Here is a 15,278-nt window from a genome sequence, read left to right as displayed (position 1 = left end):
GTGTCGGGCGGAGTCCGTCGAGCACCACATCGAGAGGTGGCGCCCCGTCTCCGGGTCTGCCATCCCTCGGGCGCAGGTGCTGGGAGCACCCGCGCCGAGCGCGTGACCGATGTCGTCACGGTCCGGATGCGTCGACGCGGGTAGTCCCCTTCAACGGCGGGCTGGACCCACCGAGCCCGAAGGACTCACTCGGTCCGAGGCTGCGGCTTGAAGCGGCGTACCTCGTGGGGCCATCCGCAGGCCTCCGCGATCTTGCCGGCCCACATCTTGGCGGCCTCGTCGTCGGCCACAGACACCACGGCGAAGCCGCCCAGGAACTCCTTGGTCTCGACGTAGGGACCGTCAGTGATCAGCACGGTGCCGCTCGTGGGGTCGGCGCTGTAGACCGGGCCGTCCTCCTCCTCCAGTCCTCCGGAGAAGACGTAGACCCCGGCAGCCTTCATCTCGTTCACCACCGCCATGGCGAGCGGTCCGCGCGGGCGGAACCACTCCTCAGGGTGGTCGCCCACCCACTGCTGGTTGAAGTACAGGAGGTACTCGCTCATCACCGCTCCTTCTGCTCCGGCGGACCTGGTTGTCCGCTTCCACCCACCCCACGAACGGCGACAGGCGAATACGACACTTGTTGCCGGAGATGAAACCCGATCTGGCCGTGCGCCGACGGCCCGACCCGCGCGCGCTACCGGTCAGATGTCGGCTTCGAGGGCGAAGGTGTTCCCGTCCGGGTCCTGGAACCACGCGATCCGGCCGCCGCCGGCTCTGGCCGTGATGCCCTTGGTGTCGTGCTCGAACTCGTCGTAGCGGACGCGCTCGACGCCGGCGGCGGCGAGCTCGTCGACCACCTGATCGATGTCGTCGACGTACCAGGTGGCCAATGTCGCCGGGGACTTCCCAGCGGTGTGCGACTGGTACACGTTCAGCGCCGGGCCGCCGCCTGAGCCGTAGACGCGGCTGCCGTCGGGGATCGCGGCGCTGGGGCCGGAGTGCAGCGGCGGCAGCCCGAGCTTGCCTTCGTAGAAGTCGATCGCCCGCCCGATCTCGGAGACAGCGATCGAGGCTCTCAGGTGGAAGTCACTCAAAGGCACGATCCACCCTCCCGACCACGACGACGCCTCCGACGCTACCAAGCGAGTGACGACTGTGGGCAGGCGTACGACAGGACTCGTTGCGTGGCTGTCGCCGTGGCCGCGTCCTCCCAGCCGCCTGCGGAGCACTGGCCCTGGCTCTGCGCCTACCGGCGGATGCAGTGCACGTCGACCGGACGGCTGAACCCCTTGAGCTGTCGTCGACCCAATGGTTCGGTCACGAGGTCGCCACCGTGGGTGGTGCGCACTCTCTCCGTCAGCAGAACCTCCCAGGGTCGCGCCTCCGCGCACAGCCGGGCCGCTTGGTTGGTGACGCTGCCGATCGCCCCGTAGTCGTAGCGTCCCTCATAGCCGATGCGTCCCAGCGTCGCGTAGCCCTGCGCGATACCCGTGCCGAGCGCCAAGTCGAACCCGAGACGCCGCCAGCCCGCCGCCAGATCGTGCGTCCGGTCGTTCACCTCCAGCGCCATGCGCACGGCCCGCCCAGCCGGGTCCTCGCACGGGAACGGGTCGTTGAAGAACACCATGACGCCGTCGCCCGTGAAGCGCTCGAGGGTTCCCTCGTGCTCGTCGATGACGGTGCCGAGGAGTCGATGAAATTCGCCGAGCACCTGCATCACCTCTTCGGGCTCGCTCGTCTCCGCGAACGGCGTGAAGTTCCGCAGGTCGCAGAACACGACGACCACCTCCCGTCGGTGGCTGTCGAGCAAGCTCTCATCCCCGATCACGACCTGTGCGAGCTGGGGTGAGAGGAACCGGCGCAGCCTTCCGATGCGCTCGAGCTCGTCCACCTGATGGGCCACTCGGGCCTCCAGCTCGCGGTTCCACTCCTCCAGCTCGGCCGATTGAGCGGCGACGGTGTCCTGGTACCGCTTGATGCGAGCGAGTGACGACACCCGTGCCAGCAGCTCGCTGCGCTCGAGCGGCTTCCTGACGAAATCGTCCGCGCCCGACTCGAGCGCCTTCACGCGTTGCTGACCGTCCTGGGCGGTGATCATGACCACGGGGAGATATGCGGTGTGCGCGTCGGCTCGGATCCGACGACACACCTCATACCCGTCCAGGCCCGGCATGACGACGTCCAGCAGCACCAGGTCGACAGACTCCCGGTCGAGCAGATCCAGGCACTCCTGCCCCGATGAGGCACACAGAAGGTGGTATCCACGGGGGCCGAGCAGCGCCTCCAGAAGCTTGAGGTTGACCGGTTCATCGTCGACCAGCAGCACTGTGACCGGCTGGTTCACGACGCGCTCTTCTTCAAGTAGGACGAGACCTGCGCCGGTAGGGCACGCACGCTGACCGGCTTCTCGAGGAACCCGTCGAATCCGGCCGCGGATGCTGCGTCGCGGTCGGCCGGCATCGCCGATGCCGTCACCGCGACGATGGGGACGAGCTCGGTGGCACCGGCGGCTCGGATGCGCCGAAAGGCCTCGGTGCCGTCCATTCCCGGCAGCTGAAGATCCATGAGGACGAGGTCGGGAGCCACCTCACCGGCCAGCCTCACGCCCTCCTCCCCCGTCCCGGCCCCGACGACCTCGAAACCGGCATGCTCGAGCACGTCTCGCATCAGCTTCATGTTGAGGGCGTTGTCCTCCACGACCAGGATCTTGTGCGTGCCCATCAGTCCGGCACCGTCGGCTCAGAATCCGCCGTGGGAAGGGCACCGGCCGTACGGAGAGCGCTGATCAGGTCGCCTCGACTGACCGGCTTGACGATGTAGGCCACCGCGCCGAGCTCGGCCCCGCGGCGGCGGTCGTCGACCACGGAGGCCACGATCACAGGGATGTCCCTGGTGGCCGGGTCGGCCCCCAGCCGAGCCAGCACCTCCCAGCCGTCGAGCCCCGGAAGGCGGATGTCGAGCACGACGGCCGCGGGCAGGATCTGGTGCGCGAGATCAAGGGCGGCATGACCGTCGCCCGCCCGAACCAGGCGGGCCTGAGTGCCTGCGAGGTGAGCGGCCATCAGATCGAGAGACGCTCGGTCGTCGTCGACCAAGAGAATGGCGCCCGCCCGCACGACTCGCTGCTCGCTCGTGGTGGCAGGACGTAGAGGCGCCAGGGGGATGGCCAGCTCGAACGTGCTGCCGCGCCCCACTTCCGACTGAAGGGTGAGGCGACCACCGAACAGCTCCACGATGCGTCGGCACAAGGTCAACCCGAGGCCCGTGCCCTCCTCCTTCGGGGAGCCGCGGCGTCCCTGCTGGAAGGACTCGAAGATCCGCTCCCGGTCTTCGGGCGCGATGCCGATCCCGGTGTCGGACACGGTGACTCGCAGCTCGTCGCCCTGCATCCGGGCTTGCACCGTGACCGATCCCTCCGCGGGGGTGAACTTGACCGCGTTGCCGATCAGGTTGAGGACCACCTGCTTGAACCGCAGCTCGTCGGCCTCGATCAGTCCGACGTCGTCGGCGATGTCGAGCACCAGGGCGATCCGATGACGTGCGGCCCGTTCCTTCACGACCGACATGGCGTAGTCCAAGACGGTGGGCACAGAGACGACCGTCGGCTCCAACCGCATCTCGCCCGCCTCGATCTTGGACAGGTCGAGGATCTCGTTGAGGAGCTCGAGGAGGTGGCGGCCCGAGCTCAAGATGTCTCCGAGGTATTCCGACTGGCGCTCATTGAGATCGCCGAACATGCCGTCCAGAAGCACCTCCGAGAAGCCGATCACCGCGTTCAGCGGAGTCCGAAGCTCGTGGGACATGCTCGCCAGGAACTCGGACTTGTGATGACCTGCCACCTCCAGCTCACGCCGCTTCAGGTCCAGCTCGCGGAAGAGCCGGGCATTCACGATGGCCAGCGCCGATTGGGTGGCCAATGACTCGAGCAGCGCGCTGAGGCTCTCGTCGAACGTGCCTGCCCGCTTCCTCCGTACGACGAGCGCCCCGATCAACTGGTCCTGGCGCATCATCGGCACGGCGAGCACCGATCGCCAACCGTCCCTGAAGAGCACCTCGAGGTGGGCGTCGAGGGAGATCGCGTGGAGGTCCGGCACCGCCAGCGGGCGACGCTCCACAGCGGCACGGCCGACCATCGAGGAGTCACGGCGGATGGTGACCTCTCGCAGTCGCCGGACCAGGTCCGGGCTGCTGCCGTGGACCGCGCGCACGTAGAAGGCGTCCTGCGCCGCGTCGTACTCCATGATCGAGCCGCCGTCGGTGCCGGTCATGCGGACAGCGCTGCCCACGATGCGCTTCAGCACCTCGTCCAGGTCGAGGCTGGAGTTGACGGCGTCGTTGGTCTCGAGGAGTCCCTCGAGCTGATCGACCTTGGCGGCGAGCTCGCGGCCGCGCTGGTTGAGCGCGCGGGCGAGCTCCACCTGCCGGAGCACGATCGTGGCCTGTGTCGCGAACGCCTCCAGAAGCCCGATGGCGCGGTCGTCGAACGGGTCCACGTCGGTGCGCCACAACGAGAGCGCACCCGCCACATCCTGGTCGAAGAGGAGTGGGGCAGAGAGGAGGGTCCGGAACCCCGCGAGCCTCTGAAGATCCCTGCGGCCATAGTCCGGATCGTCCAGCACGTCGCTGATCTGCTGGGTACGGCGGTCGATCGCCACCCTGCCGAGCAATGACTCGCGGTCGATCGCGATGGGGTGGTCCCGGAGATATCGGTGGAAGTCCGGGGCGATGTCGCCCGCGCTTCGCGAGAGACGGAACTCGCCACCCTCGATGAGATACAGCTGAGCTGCCTGTGCCTCGCACAACCGGGCCGAACGCTCCACGATCACGTCCAAGACCTGGGCGGGGTTGTCACCGCTCCGCCCCAGAGCCACGAGGATCTCGTGGCTCGCGACCAACTGCTCGCGCGCGTCGCGCAGGTCGCGTCGATCTGCGCCGAGGCCGGGACCTGGCGGTGCCATCGCCACCTCCAGACGGTCAGTCCCCAGAGAGACTCGTCTCGCGCTCACGCAGCCGTGCGCAGAGCGAGCGGAGCAGGACGCGCGCGAAGCCGGGGTCCTCGTCGAGCAGCTCCTCGAACGAGGCGTGCGGGACCGCGAGGGCTGTCAGCGGTTCGTTGGTCGTCACCGTTGCGGACCGCGGTCGGCCGTCGATCATGCTGATCTCGCCGAAGTGGTCGCCCGGACCCAGGGTCCGGATCTCGTGACCCGCCTTCGAGACAGTGGCGGTGCCTTCCAGGATGAGGTGGAAGGCCAGCCCCCCAAGACCCTCCGCCGTGACCACCTTGCCTGCGGGGTGGTGCACCTCGCGCGACTTCTTGACCAGTGCTTTGAGCTGTCGCCCAGAGAGCCCCGCAAAGAGCTCCACGCCGGCGAGCCGCCCCTCATGTCCTCCCGCAGCCGCCATCGTTGCCTCCTTGTGCCTTCCGTCCACGGTAGGCCCTGCACACCGGCCGCGCACCCCTGGTGAGCCGGAATTTTCACTGCCCGTCGGGCCCGGCCCAGGGGACCGCCCGGCCCCCGGCCAGGCTCCGCTGCGGGTTCGGCGGCGCCTGGGGCAACCGGGGCGCGGTGAAGGACCTCACGGGGCCCCTTGGGCCCCTCGGCGTACAGGAGCGCCACGGCCAACCGACCGGCTAGGCGGAGAAGTGCCTCCACGTTCCCTCGGAGACGACGTCGACCGTGCCGTCGACCACCCTGATGGCGGTCTCGTCGTCCATGGCGTACGCCGGACCACCGAGGTCGGCCGCCCACCTCTCGGCCTCGTCCATGGTGTTCTCCGGCATGAGCTCATGATCCAGGTGCGGGAAGATCGAGAAGTCGACGACGCCGAGAGTGTCGTCGCCACCGGCCGGCGGCTGCCAGTGGACGAAGTCCTCCCCGATGCGCGGGGTCATCACCATGCTTCCGGCGCTCATGCCCACCCAGACCAGGTCGGACAGCGAGGGCAGCAGGTCCGCCAGGCCCGACTCCCGCATCCAGTGGCACAGGTAGAGGGTGTCGCCGCCGTCCACGAGCAGGACGTCGGTATCCCGCACCCAGGAGACCCACCGCTCCCGATCGATGCTGGGCAGCGCGGTGAGCTCCAGCACGCCCACCGACTTCCAGCCCAGGTCGCACATGGCCGACCTCTGGCCGGCGATGAACTGCCGGGCCGATGCCGGGGTGCACGCCGGGTGCCCGTACTGCGCCGTGGGAATGCAGAGGGCGTCGGAGTCGGCGATCGGCTTGCCGAGGAGGTCGACCAACGCCTCGTGGATGCTCGGGTTCAGGACACCCCCGGACGTCAGAAGTAGCTTCACGATCCCTCCCGGTTCGACTGCGATGGATGCCGTGGCGTACGCCGCCCCGCACATGCTGCTGGACGAGCAAACTACCTGCCACAGGCCGCACGGTCGCGGATCAGGAGCGCCGAACAGGGAAATTGCGGTGCCGCGACCACGAGACCGCGGCTAGCGTGCGGGGATGTCCTCAACCCTCGTGGCAGTGACCTTCGACGCCCACGACCCCGCGGGCCTGGCCTCGTTCTGGGGCAGCCTGTTGGACCGGCAGGTCGTCCACGAAGCCGGCGGTGCCCGCCTGCCCGCTGATGACACCCAGGTGGGACTCCGCTTCGTTGCCGCCTCCAGCGAGAGGTCCGGTCCCAATCGGCTGCACCTCCACCTGACCAGCACCAGCCTGGAGGACCAGGAGAAGACCGTCGCCATGGCTCTGAGCCTCGGTGGTCGACATCTCGATGTGGGTCAGCTTCCCGAGGAGGAGCACGTCGTCCTGGGCGACCCTGAGGGGAACGAGTTCTGCGTCATCGAGCCGGGCAACAACTTCCTCGCGGACTGCGGCCACCTCGGCGAGGTCACCTGCGAGGGCAGCCGGGAGGTCGGGTTGTTCTGGAGCGAGGCGCTCGGCTGGCCAGTGGTCTGGGACCGCGACGGGGAGACGGCGGTCCAGTCGCCCGTGGGAGGCACCAAGATCTCGTGGGGTGGCCCGCCCGTCGTGCCGAAGCAGACCAGGAACCGGCAGCGTTTCGACCTCGCAGCAGGCGACCCCGAAGGAGAGGTGGCGCGGCTGGTTGCGCTCGGGGCGACGCGACTCGGTGACCGTGGCGGCAGCGTCGAGCTCGCCGACCCTGACGGCAACGAGTTCTGCGTGGCACCACGCCGGTAGTCGGTCAGGTCGAGCTAATTCACTCGGCCAGGCGGCGGAGCTCGATGAGCTCGCCACGCGCGGCGAAGCGCTCGCACGCGGCACGGAGATCGGCCCCGTCGTGGCTCTCGATGAGGTAGACGCCCACGATCTGCTGGGCGGACTCGGTGAACGGGCCGTCGGTGACCAGCGCCCCGCCCTTCCCGTCCGGACGCATGGACGTCGCCTGTGCCGACGGTTCCAGCGGACTGACCACGATCACCGTGTGACCACGTGCTCCCAGATCCTCGTGAAACTGGATGCGCGAGCTCATGCCCTTCTCGTGCTCGGACTCGGGCAGCAGCGCCCACTCAGCCTCGGGTGCGGGCAGCAGCACAAGGTAACAACTCATGGTGAGGTTCCTCCTGGGTCTTCGTGTTGCCACGGGTGCGACTCCACCACGATGACGGACCGGCGGGCAGCATTCCGACAGGCGTCAGCTCTGGCCAAGCCACCTCCGGGCAGCGGCCACGAGGGCTGCGGTCCCCATGTCGAGAGTCGGCACGACCTGCGGGGCGTACATCGGGGAGTGGTTCGATGGCAGGTCGACCATCTTGGCTGCGATCTCCTCCACCGTGGTTGCTCCGCCGAAATCGGCTGGGTCGGCACCGCCCAGGATCCAGAAGACGCACGGTGCCCCCGCGGCCGTTGCGAGCACTCCGACGTCCTCGCTCCCAGTGACCAGGCCCGGATCCACGACCATCCGCGCAACCGACTCCAACGCAGGTTGGGTGAACCTGGCGGCGTCCGGGTCGTTCACGACCGCGGGAAACGAGGCCCCCATGGTGATCTCGGGGTCACGCGGCGCGCCGGCGGCTACGGCTTCGCCGCGCACGATGCGCTCGACTGCGGCAAGGACCCGGGTACGGACGTCCGCACCCGTGGTGCGAATGCTGAGCTGGAGCTCGGCCCGGTCCGGGATGATGTTCGCCGCGGTTCCCGCATGCAGGCTGCCGACAGTCACGACCGCCGTATCGCTGCCGGCGAGCTCACGCGACACGATGGTCTGGAGGCGCGTCACCGTTGCCGCTGCCATCACGACGGGGTCCACCGAGGCCTCCGGTCGTGATCCATGGCCGCCGCGGCCGTGCAGGACGATCGAGAGCGTGTCCGCAGCAGCGAAGGCGGCGCCGTGACGCAAGCCGATGATCCCTGCCGGGAGAGGCGCAACGTGCTGCCCGAGGACGACGGCTGGTCGGCCGAACCGCTCGACCAGGCCGTCGTCGACCATGGCCTGAGCTCCAGCGCCCAGCTCCTCTGCCGGCTGGAACACGGCGATGAGAGTCCCCGACCAGCTCGGCGAGTCTGCCGACAAGGCCGCACAAGCACCCAGCAGGCAGGTGACGTGCACGTCGTGTCCGCACGCATGCATAACGGGAACGTCCATGCCGCTGTCGGTGACCGCGCGAGCCACACTCGCGTACGCCAGGCCGGTCCTCTCCTCGACCGGCAGGGCATCCATGTCCGCCCGTAGCAGGACCAGCGGGCCATCCCCATTGCGAAGCAGGCCGACGACACCGGTCACCCCAACGCCCGTGGTCACCTCGAATCCTGAGGCAGAGAGCTGCGCGGCGACCAGTGCCGCAGTGCGGGTCTCGTGGAAGCCGAGCTCGGGGTTTGCATGCAGGTCCGTGTACACCGCGGCGAGATCGACAGCATGGTCCGTCAGGAGACCCATCCTCCGAGCCAACCTCGATCGCGCGTGATCAGTCAATGAGGGGTCACTGTTGACAGCGTGCCGGACCGGTTGCCACAGTCGCGCAATACCCTGCTGGACGACCACTCATGCCGGCTATGCCTCGGACCTGAGTCCAGGCTGAGCCACCGCGAGCGCCGCTGATCCAGCCTGACGTACCTGGCTGCGGGTTGAGGAGCTTCGCGATGGCCGAGCCGCTCACGACCGATCGCGGCACGCAGCCGCACGAGCCGGGCCGGGCACGCCGCATCGCTTCCCGGATCGGCGGGACGGCCCGAGGTTGCCTCGAGTGCTCGCTGCCTGGCGCGTGGGTCGCGCTAGTGCTCGTAGCCCTTTCTCTCACGCCGTCGTTGCTGCCGAGGCCTCCCACCTACCAGGGAGCGGTGAGTGGGCTCAGCGCGGTTGTCGGCTACGGGATCGGGGTCTTCGGCGCGTGGCTGTGGCGGGAGTTCGCCGACCGCGGTCCGCGGGCACCGTCGCGCCGTTCCTGGCGGATCTTCTGGGTGGCCGGCGGCCTGACGCTCGTCGTGGCCGCCGCGGTGAGCCTGCGCTGGCAGGGGCAGCTGCGAGACCTGGTCGATGTGGCTCCGCCCGGGGCTGCGAGCTATCTGCTGATCCCGGTCGTTGCCGGGCTGATCTTCGTGGCGGCCCTTGCCATCGGCAGGGTCATCCGCCGCACCTACCGCTGGCTCGGTGGCCAGTTGGAGCGCAGGGTCGGTGCCCGCGCCGCACGAGCCTCTGCATTCGTGCTGTTGACCTGTACCGCCGCACTGGTTCTCAGCGGACTGGTCCTGGACGGTCTGGTCTCGATGGCTGATCGGAGCTTCGCACTGCTCGACACCAAGACCACCGGCGGTGCGGTGCAACCGACGAGCACGCTGCGATCCGGTGGCCCCGGGTCGCTCGTGTCCTGGGAGTCCCTCGGCCGCCAGGGCCGCCGGTTCACGGGTACCGGCCCGACGGCGGACGACATCACGGGCTTCACCGGGACCCCTGCGAAGGAGCCCATCCGGGCGTACGCCGGCTACGCCTCAGCCGAGAACACCGAGGAGCGGGCGGCTCTCGCCGTCGACGAGCTCGAGAGAGCAGGCGGCTTCGACCGGTCCTACGTGTTGGTCGTGACCACCACCGGCACCGGAATCGTGGAGCCGAGCTCGGCCAGCTCCTTCGAGTACCTCACCGGGGGTGACTCGGCCATCGTTGCGACGCAGTACTCCCACCTGCCGTCGTGGCTGTCCTACCTGGTAGACCGAGAAGAGGCCCGCGAGGCGGGTCGGGACCTGTTCGACGAGGTCTACGGCAGATGGTCACAGCTGCCGGCGGACGACCGTCCGGAGCTGATGGTGTACGGGGAGAGCCTGGGATCGTTCGGTGGCGAGAACGCCTTCAGTGGCGAGCGCGATCTGGCGAACCGGACGAGCGGCGCCCTGTACGTGGGCCCGCCTAGCTTCAATCCGTTGTACGGCGACTTCGTCGAGGATCGCGACCCCGGCAGCCCGCAGGTGGAGCCGACGTACAACCAGGGCCGGACCATCAGGTTCAGCGGTCGCCCACGTGAGGGGATCCCACCGGAGGCGAGCCCTTGGACCGGGACACGCGTCCTATACATGCAGCACGCCTCCGACCCGATCACCTGGTGGAGCCCTTCCCTGGTCCTGCAGGAGCCCGACTGGCTCGAAGAGCCCCCCGGTCGCGACGTACTCGACGACATGACCTGGATTCCCTTCGTGACCTTCTGGCAGGTATCCGCCGATCTGGCGCTGTCATTCTCGACGCCGCCGGGCCATGGCCACGTCTACACCGGTGAACACGTGGACGGCTGGGCGGCCGTGCTCCAACCGGCGGACTGGTCGGATGAGAAGGCCACGCGACTGCGCCAGATCATCCTCGCCGAGTAGGAGGCTTGCGGGCTTCATCTTGGGGCTCGAGCCTGCGATTCCGGGTAGGCCGGGCTCACGCTCGCCGACCAGGTGCCCTCACGAGGACCTGAGGAACACCACCAGCGCCACGACGCCCACCACCACGATGATCGCGCGCAACCAGGCATCGGGCAGACGGCGGCCGACGGAGGCACCGATCTGGGCGCCGACGATGGACCCCACGGCGATGAGGAGCACCACGTGCCAGTCGACGTCGGCCACGATGGCGAAGAGCACTCCCGCGATCCCGTTGACGACGGCGGAGAGCACGATCTTGACGCCGTTCAGCCGCTGCAGGGTCTCGTTGATGCCGATGCCCATGATCGCCATCAGCAGGATGCCCTGGGCGGCGCCGAAGTAGCCGCCGTACACACCGGCGAGCAGGACAAGGGGCCACACCCACCAGGCGCCGTGCTCGGGCAGGCCGCCCGCGGACTCGTGCCGGCGCGCGACCCATCCGGAGAGCCGCGGTCCGAAGACGACCAGCACCAGGCCGAGCACGATCAGCACCGGCACGATCGTGGCGAAGGCACCCTCGGGGAGTGCCAGCAGGAGTACGGCGCCGATCAGGCCGCCGATCAGCGAGGCGCTGACCAGCCGCAGCGTGCGCGATCGCTGCCCGGACAGCTCGCGCCGATAGCCCACGGCACCGGAGATCGAACCCGGCACGAGGCCGATCGAGTTGGACACGTTGGCGGTCACCGGAGGCACGCCGAACGCCAGCAGGGCCGGGAACGTGATCAACGTTCCCGACCCCACCACAGTGTTGATGGTGCCGGCCCCGACGCCTGCGATCAGGATCACGACGGACTCGAGCGGACTCACTGAGCCGGCGGCACCTCACCCGGAGGTACGTCGCCCGGCGGCACCTCGCCGGGTACGACGGCGGGATCGATGTCGAGATCGGCAGCCGGTGCGGACCTGCCGGGGTTGGCGGCCCGCTCGGCCTCGGCGATGGCTGCCTCGACCGCGGCGTTCGTGCTGCTCAGCTCGCTGTCGGGCGAGCTCAGCTGCGGCTCCGCCGGGCCCATGTCGACACGCTTCAGCGGCCCGTCCACCTTGGCGGGGATGCCGGCGACCTCGTGGATCGACGAGCCCAGCCCCTCGAGCGCCTTGGTGATCTCGGACGGGATGACCCACACCTTGTTGGCGCTGCCCTCGGCGATCTTGGGCATCATCTGGAGGTACTGGTAGGCGAGCAGCGACTGGTCCGGCTGGCCGTCGTGGATCGCCTGGAAGACGGTCTGGATGGCCTGGCCCTCACCCTGCGCCCGCAGGATCTGCGCCTCACGGTCTGCCTGCGCGCGCAGGATCTGCGACTCGCGGTCACCCTCGGCGTTGAGGATCTGGGACTGCTTGGAGCCCTCGGCGGTCAGGATCGCGGCCTGCCGCTGCCCCTCGGCGGTCAGGATGACGGCGCGCTTCTCGCGGTCGGCGCGCATCTGCTTCTCCATCGAGTCCTTGATGGAGGGCGGCGGGTCGATGCCCTTGAGCTCGACACGGTTGACCCGGATGCCCCACTTGCCCGTGGCCTCGTCGAGCACCCCGCGCAGTCCGGAGTTGATGGAGTCGCGGCTGGTCAGCGTCTCCTCGAGGTCCATGCCACCGACGATGTTGCGCAGGGTGGTCATGGTGAGCTGCTCGATGGCCTGGATGTAGTTGGCGATCTCGTACGTCGCCGCCACCGGGTCGGTGACCTGGAAGTAGATGACCGTGTCGATCGAGACCACCAGGTTGTCCTCGGTGATCACCGGCTGCGGCGGGAACGACACGACCTGCTCGCGCAGGTCGATCAGGTAGCGGAGCCGGTCGATGAACGGCATCAGGATGTTGAGGCCGGCGGGCAGCGTGCCCTTGTACTTGCCGAACCGTTCGACGATGCCGGCGCGGGCCTGCGGGACGATCCGCACGGTCTTCGCGAGCACCACGATGACGAACAGCACCAGCAGCGCCAGCAAGATCAGGGCGATCTCCATGGAGGTCTCCTTCGTGGAGTGAGGGGTGGATCAGGACTCGAGCCGGGCGACGGGGTGCACGACGGCCGTGGCGCCGCGGATCTCCAGCACCTCGACGGTCTCCCCCGCCGGGATGCTGGTGGTGTCGTCGTACGGTTCGGCGGTCCAGAACTCCCCCGCAAGCTTGATCCGGCCGGCGGCGAGGCCCGAGATGTCCTCGGTGACGATGCCCTGCCTGCCGACCAGCTTGCCGTGTCCGAGCGACAGCTCGGGCCCCCCGTGAAGACGCTTGACCATCGTCGGCCGCACCAGCGCCAGCGCGGCCAGCGAAGCGGCAGCGGCGGCGAGGATCTGGACGGCGACGTGGAGATCGAGAACGGCCGCGACCATGCCCACGAGGGCACCGGTCGCGAGCATGATGAGGATCAGGTCGAGACTGAACATCTCGGCCACGCCCAGCAGGATCGCAAGACCGAGCCAGGTCTCCCAGGCGTGCTCGCGCAACCATTCCATGACCCGACCCTATCCCGTCGGCGGCTGCCCGGGGGCTCAGAAAGCCCGGCGGCCGTTGCGCCGTCGGGCGGCATAGCGACCGTCGGCCTCGGTCAGCACCAGTGGCATGCCGAAGGTCGCCGACAGCGCCTCCTCGGTGACCACCTCGGGCAGCGGCCCCTGCGCCACGACCCGCCCGCTGCGCATCAGCAGGGCGTGGGTGAAGCCGGGCGGGATCTCCTCGACGTGGTGCGAGACCAAGATGGTGGCCGGCGAGTCGGGGTCGAGCGCGAGCACCGACAGGGTGCTGACGAGGTCCTCGCGACCGCCGAGGTCGAGGCCGGCAGCCGGCTCGTCGAGCAGCAGCAGCTCGGGGTCGGTCATCAGTGCCCGGGCGATCTGCACCCGTTTGCGCTCGCCCTCGCTCAGCGTGCCGAACGTGCGCCCGGCCAGGTGCGCCACCCCCACCTCGACGAGCAGGTCGCGGGCCCGGTCGTGGTCGAGGTCGTCGTAGCGCTCCCGCCAGCGGCCCACCACGCCGTACGACGCGGAGACGACGACGTCGCGCACGAGCTCGCTGCGCGGCACCCGCTCGGCCAGGGCGGCGCTGGTCAGCCCGATGCGGGGACGCAGCTCGAACACGTCGACGGTGCCGAGCACCTCGCCGAGGATGCCGGCGACGCCGCTGGTCGGGTGGATCTGGGCTGCCGCGACCTGGAGGAGCGTGGTCTTGCCGGCGCCGTTGGGGCCGAGGATGACCCAGCGCTCGTCCTCCTCGACCGCCCAGTCGATGCCGTCGAGCAGGATCGCCGGCTGGTCGATCGGCCCCCGCCTGACGCTGACGTCGGCGAACTCGAGCACGGCTGACATGGCGCTCACCCTAGCGAGTCGCACCCACGGCCCGGGGGTAGCCTCGACCGCCGTGACGAGCCTCCCCGATGCCGCCCGCCTGGCCTGGTGGGGAACAGCCTGGCTGCGCGGCTACGTCGTCACCGACCTGCTCCTGGACGCGGTGACGGGCGCGGACGCCGTGCACGAGGTGCGCGGCGCCGAGGGCCACGAGGCGCCGATGACGCTCGTCGACGCCCTGCTCGACGTGCGCAACGGCGGCGGCGACTCACTCGGGCTGGCCCTCCCCATCGAGGGCGACCTGCTCGGCCTGGGCGGGCCGGCCGCGCTCAACCTCGATGCCGTCGAGGTAGGCGAGGCGGCCGTGTCGGGCGCGGCCGGCATCGCGCTCGTGCCTCGCCGAGTGGGCCGCGCGGTGCTCTGGCGGATGCATCCGGCCGCCCCGCGCCAGCTGCCCGACGTCGGCGAGGCCGACCGCGGGCTGCGCGCCGCGCTGCTCGAGAGCGCCAACGCCCTCGCCGCTCTCGAGGTCGCCCGGTGGCGACCAGAGGTCGCCGACGAGCTGATGGACCTGCGCCGCGTCACCGCGCTCGACGCACCGGACGGGACTCCCACCCGCTGCATCGATCTCGCCGGCCGAGGCCTCCGGTGCGAGGCCATCGTCGACCTCGCCCTCGCCGACGACGGCGGCGCGGTGACGACCGCGGAGATGACGGCGCGCCGTGACGCGCTGCGTCCCCTCGAGCGCGCCGCCCGCCGGGCCGTCGTGGCTGCCTGCTCCCCCGAGGGCTGGCCGGACGCGTGAGCGCTCGCTCAGTGCGCGTAGACGCCCAGCCCGTTGCCGTCGGGGTCGGTGAAGTGGAACCGTCGCCCTCCGGGGTAGTCGTACGGCCCCTCCGTGACCTGCCCCCCGGCCGCCTCCACGGCCGCGACCGAGGCGTCGAGGTCCTCGGAGAAGAGCAGGACGAGCGGCCCGCCGGGACTCGGCTCCCGCTCCGCGTTGAGGCCGCCCACCTCTCCCTCCCCCGATGGCGCGCGGATGCCTGCGTAGTCGGGGCCGTAGTCGTTGAAGGCCCATCCGAAGGCCTGCTCGTAGAACGCGCGCGCGGCCGCGAGATCGCGCACATTGAGCTCGACGTAGCTGATGGTGTGGTGTGTTTCTGTCATGTCGGTCCACGCTACGACCGACCACCGACATCCCCGG

At 69.5% G+C, this 15,278-nt stretch carries 17 protein-coding genes; 3 read left to right on the top strand and 14 right to left on the bottom strand.

The annotated features are described in order from the left end of the window. Positions 1-185 precede the first annotated feature (185 nt). The 7 genes from ACP7BP_RS10045 to ACP7BP_RS10015 form a co-directional block, all read right to left on the bottom strand. Positions 186-545, bottom strand: coding sequence for a YciI family protein (locus ACP7BP_RS10045; protein WP_426244455.1), 360 nt, complete (start codon positions 543-545; stop codon positions 186-188). A 141-nt stretch (positions 546-686) separates the two neighbouring features. Continuing rightward, positions 687-1,085 carry a VOC family protein gene (locus ACP7BP_RS10040; RefSeq protein ID WP_426244454.1) on the bottom strand — a complete coding sequence of 133 codons (399 nt, stop codon included), beginning with the start codon at positions 1,083-1,085 and terminating at the stop codon, positions 687-689. 146 nt (positions 1,086-1,231) lie between these two features. Next, positions 1,232-2,311, bottom strand: a complete 1,080-nt coding sequence (locus ACP7BP_RS10035) for an adenylate/guanylate cyclase domain-containing protein (RefSeq protein WP_426244453.1) — start codon at positions 2,309-2,311, stop codon at positions 1,232-1,234. Between the two features lie 14 nt (positions 2,312-2,325). After that, positions 2,326-2,706: a response regulator gene (locus ACP7BP_RS10030; protein WP_426244452.1), complete on the bottom strand. Its 381-nt coding sequence runs from the start codon at positions 2,704-2,706 to the stop codon at positions 2,326-2,328. Further along, entirely contained in the window at positions 2,706-4,943 is a 2,238-nt protein-coding gene (locus tag ACP7BP_RS10025) for a GAF domain-containing protein (RefSeq protein ID WP_426244451.1), read from the bottom strand. Before ACP7BP_RS10025 ends, ACP7BP_RS10030 begins: the two co-directional genes overlap by 1 nt. Positions 4,944-4,959: 16 nt before the next feature. Beyond that, on the bottom strand, positions 4,960-5,388 hold the full coding sequence (locus ACP7BP_RS10020) for a Crp/Fnr family transcriptional regulator (RefSeq protein ID WP_426244450.1): 429 nt from the start codon (positions 5,386-5,388) through the stop codon (positions 4,960-4,962). Between the two features lie 229 nt (positions 5,389-5,617). Further along, positions 5,618-6,283, bottom strand: coding sequence for a Type 1 glutamine amidotransferase-like domain-containing protein (locus tag ACP7BP_RS10015; RefSeq protein WP_426244449.1), 666 nt, complete (start codon positions 6,281-6,283; stop codon positions 5,618-5,620). Between the two features lie 163 nt (positions 6,284-6,446). Between ACP7BP_RS10015 and ACP7BP_RS10010 the strand changes: the two genes are divergently transcribed. After that, a complete protein-coding gene (locus ACP7BP_RS10010; protein WP_426244448.1) occupies positions 6,447-7,145 on the top strand; it encodes a VOC family protein in 699 nt (232 codons plus the stop codon). A 19-nt stretch (positions 7,146-7,164) separates the two neighbouring features. Here the strand turns inward: ACP7BP_RS10010 and ACP7BP_RS10005 are convergent, their stop codons facing one another. Further along, positions 7,165-7,515 carry a YciI family protein gene (locus ACP7BP_RS10005; protein WP_426244447.1) on the bottom strand — a complete coding sequence of 117 codons (351 nt, stop codon included), beginning with the start codon at positions 7,513-7,515 and terminating at the stop codon, positions 7,165-7,167. A gap of 84 nt (positions 7,516-7,599) precedes the next feature. Further along, entirely contained in the window at positions 7,600-8,841 is a 1,242-nt protein-coding gene (locus ACP7BP_RS10000) for an amidohydrolase (protein WP_426244446.1), read from the bottom strand. A 203-nt stretch (positions 8,842-9,044) separates the two neighbouring features. On the opposite strand from ACP7BP_RS10000, the gene ACP7BP_RS09995 reads away from it, so the two are divergent. Continuing rightward, positions 9,045-10,757, top strand: coding sequence for an alpha/beta hydrolase (locus tag ACP7BP_RS09995; RefSeq protein ID WP_426244445.1), 1,713 nt, complete (start codon positions 9,045-9,047; stop codon positions 10,755-10,757). 78 nt (positions 10,758-10,835) lie between these two features. On the opposite strand, the gene ACP7BP_RS09990 is transcribed toward ACP7BP_RS09995, so the two are convergent. Genes ACP7BP_RS09990 through ACP7BP_RS09975 form a run of 4 tightly spaced genes read right to left on the bottom strand, consistent with a single transcriptional unit; the run spans position 10,836 to position 14,095 of the window. Further along, positions 10,836-11,603 carry a sulfite exporter TauE/SafE family protein gene (locus tag ACP7BP_RS09990; RefSeq protein ID WP_426244444.1) on the bottom strand — a complete coding sequence of 256 codons (768 nt, stop codon included), beginning with the start codon at positions 11,601-11,603 and terminating at the stop codon, positions 10,836-10,838. After that, positions 11,600-12,754 carry an SPFH domain-containing protein gene (locus tag ACP7BP_RS09985; RefSeq protein ID WP_426244443.1) on the bottom strand — a complete coding sequence of 385 codons (1,155 nt, stop codon included), beginning with the start codon at positions 12,752-12,754 and terminating at the stop codon, positions 11,600-11,602. The genes ACP7BP_RS09990 and ACP7BP_RS09985 overlap by 4 nt, the downstream gene beginning before the upstream one ends. 30 nt (positions 12,755-12,784) lie before the next feature. After that, the gene (locus tag ACP7BP_RS09980) at positions 12,785-13,246 is read right to left on the bottom strand and encodes an NfeD family protein (RefSeq protein WP_426244442.1); all 462 of its coding nucleotides are present in this window, start codon (positions 13,244-13,246) and stop codon (positions 12,785-12,787) included. Positions 13,247-13,282: 36 nt separating this feature from the next. After that, entirely contained in the window at positions 13,283-14,095 is an 813-nt protein-coding gene (locus ACP7BP_RS09975; RefSeq protein ID WP_426244441.1) for an ABC transporter ATP-binding protein, read from the bottom strand. A 52-nt stretch (positions 14,096-14,147) separates the two neighbouring features. On the opposite strand from ACP7BP_RS09975, the gene ACP7BP_RS09970 reads away from it, so the two are divergent. After that, a complete protein-coding gene (locus tag ACP7BP_RS09970; RefSeq protein ID WP_426244440.1) occupies positions 14,148-14,879 on the top strand; it encodes a hypothetical protein in 732 nt (243 codons plus the stop codon). A gap of 8 nt (positions 14,880-14,887) precedes the next feature. Here the strand turns inward: ACP7BP_RS09970 and ACP7BP_RS09965 are convergent, their stop codons facing one another. Beyond that, entirely contained in the window at positions 14,888-15,241 is a 354-nt protein-coding gene (locus ACP7BP_RS09965; RefSeq protein ID WP_426244439.1) for a VOC family protein, read from the bottom strand. Positions 15,242-15,278: the final 37 nt, after the last annotated feature.

Source organism: Nocardioides sp. LHG3406-4, from assembly GCF_049897745.1.
Taxonomy (GTDB): domain Bacteria; phylum Actinomycetota; class Actinomycetes; order Propionibacteriales; family Nocardioidaceae; genus Nocardioides.
Note: the sequence above shows the minus strand (reverse complement) of the source record. Positions and strands in the feature narration are given on the sequence as shown.

Excerpts from the sequence above, each read along its gene's own strand:
- ACP7BP_RS10045 (WP_426244455.1), bottom strand. The coding sequence starts at position 545 with ATGAGCGAGTACCTCCTGTACTTCAACCAGCAGTGGGTGGGCGACCAC.
- ACP7BP_RS10030 (WP_426244452.1), bottom strand. The coding sequence starts at position 2,706 with ATGGGCACGCACAAGATCCTGGTCGTGGAGGACAACGCCCTCAACATG.
- ACP7BP_RS10025 (WP_426244451.1), bottom strand. The coding sequence starts at position 4,943 with ATGGCACCGCCAGGTCCCGGCCTCGGCGCAGATCGACGCGACCTGCGC.
- ACP7BP_RS10020 (WP_426244450.1), bottom strand. The coding sequence starts at position 5,388 with ATGGCGGCTGCGGGAGGACATGAGGGGCGGCTCGCCGGCGTGGAGCTC.
- ACP7BP_RS10010 (WP_426244448.1), top strand. The coding sequence starts at position 6,447 with ATGTCCTCAACCCTCGTGGCAGTGACCTTCGACGCCCACGACCCCGCG.
- ACP7BP_RS10005 (WP_426244447.1), bottom strand. The coding sequence starts at position 7,515 with ATGAGTTGTTACCTTGTGCTGCTGCCCGCACCCGAGGCTGAGTGGGCG.
- ACP7BP_RS10000 (WP_426244446.1), bottom strand. The coding sequence starts at position 8,841 with ATGGGTCTCCTGACGGACCATGCTGTCGATCTCGCCGCGGTGTACACG.
- ACP7BP_RS09995 (WP_426244445.1), top strand. The coding sequence starts at position 9,045 with ATGGCCGAGCCGCTCACGACCGATCGCGGCACGCAGCCGCACGAGCCG.
- ACP7BP_RS09985 (WP_426244443.1), bottom strand. The coding sequence starts at position 12,754 with ATGGAGATCGCCCTGATCTTGCTGGCGCTGCTGGTGCTGTTCGTCATC.
- ACP7BP_RS09980 (WP_426244442.1), bottom strand. The coding sequence starts at position 13,246 with ATGGAATGGTTGCGCGAGCACGCCTGGGAGACCTGGCTCGGTCTTGCG.
- ACP7BP_RS09975 (WP_426244441.1), bottom strand. The coding sequence starts at position 14,095 with ATGTCAGCCGTGCTCGAGTTCGCCGACGTCAGCGTCAGGCGGGGGCCG.
- ACP7BP_RS09965 (WP_426244439.1), bottom strand. The coding sequence starts at position 15,241 with ATGACAGAAACACACCACACCATCAGCTACGTCGAGCTCAATGTGCGC.